Source organism: Dietzia sp. UBA5065, from assembly GCA_002415925.1.
In the GTDB taxonomy this organism is placed as follows: Bacteria; Actinomycetota; Actinomycetes; order Mycobacteriales; family Mycobacteriaceae; genus Dietzia.
This window is the reverse complement of the sequence record DIAZ01000051.1, coordinates 2,376-8,750: the sequence shown is the minus strand read 5'-3', so window position 1 is coordinate 8,750 and position 6,375 is coordinate 2,376. Positions and strand designations below refer to the sequence as shown.

Here is a 6,375-nt window from a genome sequence, read left to right as displayed (position 1 = left end):
ACCTCGAGGAACTCGCCGTCGTCGACGATGCGCGAGATGACCTCGTGCATGTCGTACGGGCTGTTCGAGGAGTCCGGGACGATCGTGTCCAGCTCGTGGTCCTCGGGGGTGAGGTTGTCCTCGATCGCGCCCTCGGCCTGCGGGAACGGCAAGCGGGGGGCCTCGGCCCGGTTGTTGCTCGGCAGGTAGGAGAGGAGGTCCTTGACGTAGTCGAGGGCGTCCTGCTCGTCGCTCGCCGTGTAGTGCGAGACGCCCGACTTGGTCATGTGCGTGGTGGCGCCGCCCAGCTCCTCCTGGGAGACCTCCTCGCCGGTGACGGTCTTGATGACGTCGGGGCCGGTGACGAACATCTGCGAGGTCTTGTCCACCATCACGGTGAAGTCGGTGAGCGCGGGGGAGTACACGTGACCGCCGGCGGACGGCCCCATGACCAGGGAGATCTGGGGGATGACGCCGGAGGCCTGCACGTTGCGGTGGAAGATCTCGCCGTAGAGGCCGAGCGAGACCACGCCCTCCTGGATCCGGGCACCCGCGCCGTGGTTGATGCCGATCATCGGGCGGCCGGTCTTGAGCGCCAGGTCCATCACCTTGACGATCTTCTCGCCGTAGACCTCGCCGAGCGATCCGCCGAACACCGTCGCGTCCTGCGAGAACACGCAGACGCTCCGACCGTCGATCGTGCCGTAGCCGGTGATGACACCGTCGCCGAGCGGCCGTCGCTCGGCCAGGCCGAAGGTGGTGGCGCGGTGGCGCGCGAGGGCGTCGATCTCGACGAACGACCCCGGATCGAGCAGATTCTCGATCCGCTCGCGGGCGGTCATGAGGCCCTTGTCGTGGGTCCTGTCGATCGCGGCCTGGCCCATCGGGGCGCGGGCCTCGTCGAGGCGCCGGCGCAACTCGGAGAGCTTCCCGGCCGTCGTGTGGATGTCGGGCGTCGCAGCGTCGGTCTGGACGTCGTCACTCACGTCCGGTTCTGAGGCAGTCGTCATGTTGTAGGACTCTAACGACTCGGGACGGGCCGTGGCGATGTGACCCGGTCGACTCCCCCTGCGGGCGACCCCGCCCGGGGTCGGGGTTCCGACCTACTCTGGACGCCGTGAACCCGGAGACCGGAATCCATGACCTGCGCCCGTTGGACGTCGACGCGCTCCGCGGTGCGTTGGTCGAGGGGCCCGGCGCGCCGTACTCCGCGCTCGAGGTGGTCGAGGAGATCGGCTCCACGAACGCCGAGATGATCCGACTGGCGGGCCTCGGGGCCCCGGACCGCAGCGTGCTCCTGGCCGAGTACCAGGCCGCCGGCCGGGGCAGGCTCGGCAGGAGCTGGGTCGCGCCGCCGCGGACGCAGGTCGCGGTCAGCGTCCTGCTCCGGCCCGGGGCGGTCTCGCCCACGCTGTTCGGGTGGCTGCCGCTGGTCACCGGCCTCGCCGTCCGCGACGGGCTCGCGGCCGCGGGCGGGGTGGACGTCACGCTCAAGTGGCCGAACGACGTCCTGGTGGACGGGCGCAAGCTCGCCGGGATCCTCGCCGAGATGACCACCGTCCCGGGTGGCGGCGACTTCGACATCCGGCTGCCGGCGCTGGTGGTGGGCATGGGGATCAACGTGGGGCTGACACGGGAACAACTGCCGGTGCCGCACGCGACCTCCCTCGCCCTGGCCGGCGGGACGACGGACCGGGACGCCGTCGCGCGGGCGGTGCTCGAGGCCCTGGCGCGCCGACACGCGCAATGGCGGGCCTGCGACCGGGGGAGCGGATCGTCGATCTCGGACGAGCTCATGGCGGAGTACTCCGCGGCCTGCTCCACCCTCGGCGCCGACGTGCGGGTGGAGCTCCCGGGAGCCCAGGTGCGCACCGGGAGGGCCGACCGCGTGGACAGGGACGGCCGCCTCGTCGTCGTCACACAGGACGGCGAGTTCACCGTGGCGGCCGGGGACGTCACCCACATCCGCCCCGCCGCCGGCCGGTGGGGCGGCTGACCGGTGGGGTTCGTCGGGTCGGTCCTCGCGCCGGGGGAGACGCTGATCGTCCACAGTCACCCGCACTGGCGGGGGCTCGTGCGGCCGGCGCTCGTCACGGTGATCGGCGCCGGGCTCGCGGGGATCGTGGCCGGGTTCATCGAGGTCCAGGTCGTGCACGCACCGGATCGCGCCGCGACCTGGGCGATGGTCGCGGGGCTCTACGCCCTGCTGGTCCTGCGCTTCGGGCTGTGGCCGGCGATCCGGTGGGTGCGGACCGACCTCGTGGTGACGGACGAGCGGGTGCTCTACCGGCCGGCCGGGTCCTCGCGGCGGTGCGTCGACGTGCCGCTCCGCCGGGTGAGCGCGGTGCGGTTCCGGCACACGCTCGCCGACCGCGCGCTGGGCACCGGGTGCCTGATCCTGGAGTGCGGACACCTCCCCCCGGTGGAGATCGACCACGTCCCCGACGTGGCCGGCGTGCACGCCGCGGTGTACGACGAACTGCTCCGGCTGCCCCCTCCGCCGCCGCCGGTGCCCCTCGCGCCGGCGCCCCGGTTCCGCTGGGGCCTCCCGGGGTGGCGGTGACCGACCCGCCGCGCGTGAGACCATGGGCGGCGTGAACGACGACTCGCGCATCCGCCGCAACCCGCTCGGCACCCCCGTCGTGGCGATGATCGGGGGAGGACAGCTCGCCCGCATGACCCACCAGTCGGCCGTGGCGCTCGGGCAGACGCTGCGCGTGCTCGCCGCCGACCCGCTGGATCCGGCCGCGCAGGTGACCCCGGACGTGGTGATCGGCGCCCACGACGACCCGGACGCCGTCCGCCGGGCCGCCGCCGGGGCCGACGTGGTGACGTTCGACCACGAGCACGTGCCGCCCGAGATCCTGCTCGGGCTCGAGTCCGCGGGCGTCGCCGTGCGCCCCCGCGCCTCGGCGCTGATCCACGCCCAGGACAAGCTCGTCATGCGGCGCGCCCTCGCCGAGATCGGCGCGCCGGTCCCGCCGTTCACCGGCGTCGAGTCGGTCGAGGACGTCCGACGGTTCCACGCGGAGCAGGAAGGGCGGATCGTCCTCAAGGCCGCCCGCGGCGGATACGACGGTCGCGGCGTGTGGATGCCGGACTCGCTCGCCGAGGCCGAGCGGATCGCCTCCGACCAGCTCGCCGCCGGCGTGCCGATGATGGCGGAGGCCCGCGTGCCGTGGACCCGCGAACTGTCCGCGCTCGTCGCCCGCTCGCCGTTCGGCCAGGGCGCGGTGTGGCCGGTCGTGGAGACGGTCCAGCGCGACGGCATCTGCGCCGTGGTGGTGGCGCCGGCCACCGGGCTGCCGGACGACCTGCGCTCGGCCGTCCAGGCGACCGCGCTGCGCCTGGCCGAGCACCTCGACGTGACCGGGGTGATGGCGGTGGAGCTGTTCGAGGTCATCGGCTCGGACGGTCGGCCGGGGGTGCTGGTCAACGAGCTGGCCATGCGGCCCCACAATTCCGGCCACTGGACCATGGACGGGGCCACCACCAGCCAGTTCGAGCAGCACCTGCGCGCGGTGCTCGACTACCCGCTCGGCTCGACGGTCCCGACCGCACCCGTGACCGTGATGGCCAACGTGCTCGGCGCGGGCGAGGCCCCGCTGATGAGCATGGACGAGAGGGTCCACCACCTGGGCGCCCGGTTCCCGCACGCCAAGGTGCACCTCTACGGCAAGTCCGAGCGGCCGGGGCGCAAGATCGGCCACGTCAACGTCCTGGGCGACCCCGGGGTCGATCCCGACGACCCGGATCAGGTCGGCACCGTCCGTGCGGTGGCCGAGCTCGCGGCGCACTGGCTCTCCCACGCGGAATGGACGGACGGCTGGGACCCCCACGCGGGGGCGCCCGTCGGGTCGTACGACCGCTGATCCCAACTCGAGGAAAGGAAGCGACATGACTTCGCGACAGGGCGGACCGCAGGTCGGCCTGATCATGGGCAGCGACTCCGACTGGCCCACCATGGAGGCGGCCGCGGAGGCGCTCGCCGAGTTCGGGATCCCGTTCGAGGTGGGGGTGGTCTCGGCGCACCGCACCCCGCAGAAGATGCTCGACTACGCCCGCTCCGCCGCCGGGCGCGGGATCAGGGTCGTGATCGCCGGTGCCGGCGGGGCGGCGCACCTGCCCGGGATGGTCGCCTCCGCCACCCCGCTGCCGGTCATCGGCGTGCCGGTTCCCCTGAAGTACCTCGACGGGATGGACTCCCTGCTGTCGATCGTGCAGATGCCCGCCGGCGTGCCCGTGGCCACCGTGTCGATCGGCGGCGCCCGCAACGCCGGGCTCCTGGCGGTCCGGATCCTCGCGGCCTCGGACCCCGCGCTCCTGGTCCGGATGGAGAGCTTCCAGGCGGACCTCGAGGCGATGGTGGAGCGCAAGGACGCCGCGCTGCGGGAGAGCCTGCTCGGCTGACCGGGTCCCGGGCCGCGAGCCGGTTACCCGCTGGTAACTTGGGGGCCGGACGCCCGCGGACCGACATCGCGGCGATAATGACGACCAGACGTGCGTCGTCGGCATCGCCGGGAGATGACCGGGACGGTGTCCGCCGCGCGACCAGCACCGACGATTCCCTCATGGAGGCCCGCACATGTCCGGTAACCCCGACTTCGATCTGTACCGCCCGGCGGAGGAGCACGAGGAGCTCCGCGCCGCGATCCGCGCTCTCTCCGAGAAGGAGATCGAGCCCCACGCCGCGGACGTCGACGAGAGCGAGCGGTTCCCGCAGGAGGCCCTCGACGCGCTCAACGCGTCGGGCTTCAACGCCGTCCACGTCCCGGAGGAGTACGGCGGGCAGGGTGCGGACTCGGTGGCGTCGTGCATCGTCATCGAGGAGGTCGCCCGCGTCTGCGGGTCGTCCTCGCTGATCCCGGCCGTCAACAAGCTCGGCACCATGGGGCTGATCCTGGCCGGCGGCGACCACCTCAAGAAGATGGTCCTGCCCGAGATCGCCGAGGGCAAGATGGCGTCCTACGCGCTGTCCGAGCGCGAGGCCGGCTCGGATGCCGCGGCCATGCGCACCCGCGCCCGCCGGGACGGCGACGACTGGATCCTCAACGGCAGCAAGGCGTGGATCACGAACGGCGGCAAGTCCACCTGGTACACCGTCATGGCCGTCACCGACCCGGAGAAGGGCGCCAACGGCATCTCCGCGTTCGTGGTGAACGCCGCCGACGAGGGCTTCGGCGTCTCCAAGACCGAGAAGAAGCTCGGCATCAAGGGCTCGCCCACGGCCGAGCTGTACTTCGAGAACGTCCGGATCCCGGGCGACCGCATCATCGGCGAGCCGGGCAGCGGCTTCAAGACGGCGCTCCAGACGCTCGACCACACCCGTCCGACCATCGGCGCCCAGGCCGTGGGCATCGCCCAGGGCGCCCTCGACGCGGCGATCGCCTACACCAAGGAGCGCAAGCAGTTCGGGCGCGCGATCTCGGACTTCCAGAACACGCAGTTCATGCTGGCCGACATGGCCATGAAGGTGCAGGCCGCCCGCCTGATGGTCTACACCGCCGCCGCCAACGCCGAGCGGGGCACCGCCCCGGGTGGCGAGAAGCTCGGCTTCATGGCCGCGGCCTCCAAGACCTTCGCCTCCGACGTGGCGATGGAGGTCACCACCAACGCGGTGCAGCTCTTCGGCGGTGCCGGCTACACCCGTGACTTCCCGGTCGAGCGCATGATGCGGGACGCCAAGATCACGCAGATCTACGAGGGCACCAACCAGGTCTGCCGCATGGTGATGGCGCGCCAGGTCCTCGCCTGACCCGAGGCGCGCCCCGCGGCGCGCCCCGCGCCCGCGCCCCGCGCCCCGAGCCCCGCGCCCGAGATCCGCTACCCCGAGGCCGGATCCGCTACCCGCACAGGAGTAGCGGTTCCGGCGGGAGGGTAGCGGATCTCGGCGTTGCGGGGTGTGGCGTTGCGGGGTGCGGCGTTGCGGGGTGTGGCGTTGCGGGGGCGGTGTCCGGGCCGGTGCCGGGTGAGCGCGTCAGAGCGCCAGCGTGGTGCGCTCGGTCGCGGCCACCTCGGCGACGCGGGGATCGCCGGGGTCGGCGCCGGTGACGAGCACGGCCGTGCCGCCGGAGGCGAACACGCGGGCGAGGACGGTCACCACGTCGTCGCGAGAGCGTCCCGCCACCAGGACCCGACCGCGCAGGGCCGGGTCCGCGAGCCGCCCCACGGCCACCCCGTCCAGCGCGTGCGCGCCGCCGCCGGACGGCACGAACGCGTCCGGATGGATCCGGCACGCCTCGGCGAGGTCGGTGACCCCCGGCGGCACGTCCACGCCCAGGGAGGCCAGCGGGCGGCCCATGGGGTCGGTGGTCATGAGGAGCGTCTCCACGTCGGCCGGGTGGCGGTCCAGGCGTTCCGGGACGGTGATGACGGCGACGGCGGTGGCCGCGTCGG

The 6,375-nt window shown here is 73.1% G+C and carries 6 protein-coding genes and 1 pseudogene; 5 read left to right on the top strand and 2 right to left on the bottom strand.

Annotation, left to right across the window (positions count from 1 at the left end):
* Positions 1–989: acyl-CoA carboxylase subunit beta (locus B4M60_RS03895; RefSeq protein WP_291080475.1), on the bottom strand; the 989-nt coding region annotated here is incomplete at its 3' end.
* A gap of 107 nt (positions 990–1,096) precedes the next feature.
* Here B4M60_RS03895 and B4M60_RS03890 point away from each other — a divergent pair.
* The 5 genes from B4M60_RS03890 (at position 1,097) to B4M60_RS03870 (ending at position 5,734) form a co-directional block, all read left to right on the top strand.
* The gene (locus tag B4M60_RS03890) at positions 1,097–1,975 is read left to right on the top strand and encodes a biotin--[acetyl-CoA-carboxylase] ligase (RefSeq protein WP_291080473.1); all 879 of its coding nucleotides are present in this window, start codon (positions 1,097–1,099) and stop codon (positions 1,973–1,975) included.
* Positions 1,976–1,978: 3 nt separating this feature from the next.
* Complete coding sequence (locus tag B4M60_RS03885) at positions 1,979–2,542, top strand: PH domain-containing protein (RefSeq protein WP_291080471.1); 564 nt, start codon at positions 1,979–1,981, stop codon at positions 2,540–2,542.
* A gap of 22 nt (positions 2,543–2,564) precedes the next feature.
* Complete coding sequence (locus B4M60_RS03880) at positions 2,565–3,851, top strand: 5-(carboxyamino)imidazole ribonucleotide synthase (RefSeq protein WP_291080470.1); 1,287 nt, start codon at positions 2,565–2,567, stop codon at positions 3,849–3,851.
* Between the two features lie 25 nt (positions 3,852–3,876).
* Complete coding sequence (purE, locus tag B4M60_RS03875; RefSeq protein WP_291080468.1) at positions 3,877–4,389, top strand: 5-(carboxyamino)imidazole ribonucleotide mutase; 513 nt, start codon at positions 3,877–3,879, stop codon at positions 4,387–4,389.
* A 175-nt stretch (positions 4,390–4,564) separates the two neighbouring features.
* A complete protein-coding gene (locus B4M60_RS03870) occupies positions 4,565–5,734 on the top strand; it encodes an acyl-CoA dehydrogenase family protein (protein WP_291080466.1) in 1,170 nt (389 codons plus the stop codon).
* A gap of 222 nt (positions 5,735–5,956) precedes the next feature.
* Here the strand turns inward: B4M60_RS03870 and B4M60_RS03865 are convergent.
* A pseudogene (locus tag B4M60_RS03865) lies at positions 5,957–6,375 on the bottom strand (TIGR03089 family protein); the annotation flags it as partial.

Excerpts from the sequence above, each read along its gene's own strand:
- B4M60_RS03870 (WP_291080466.1), top strand. The coding sequence starts at position 4,565 with ATGTCCGGTAACCCCGACTTCGATCTGTACCGCCCGGCGGAGGAGCAC.
- purE (WP_291080468.1), top strand. The coding sequence starts at position 3,877 with ATGACTTCGCGACAGGGCGGACCGCAGGTCGGCCTGATCATGGGCAGC.
- B4M60_RS03880 (WP_291080470.1), top strand. The coding sequence starts at position 2,565 with ATGGGCGGCGTGAACGACGACTCGCGCATCCGCCGCAACCCGCTCGGC.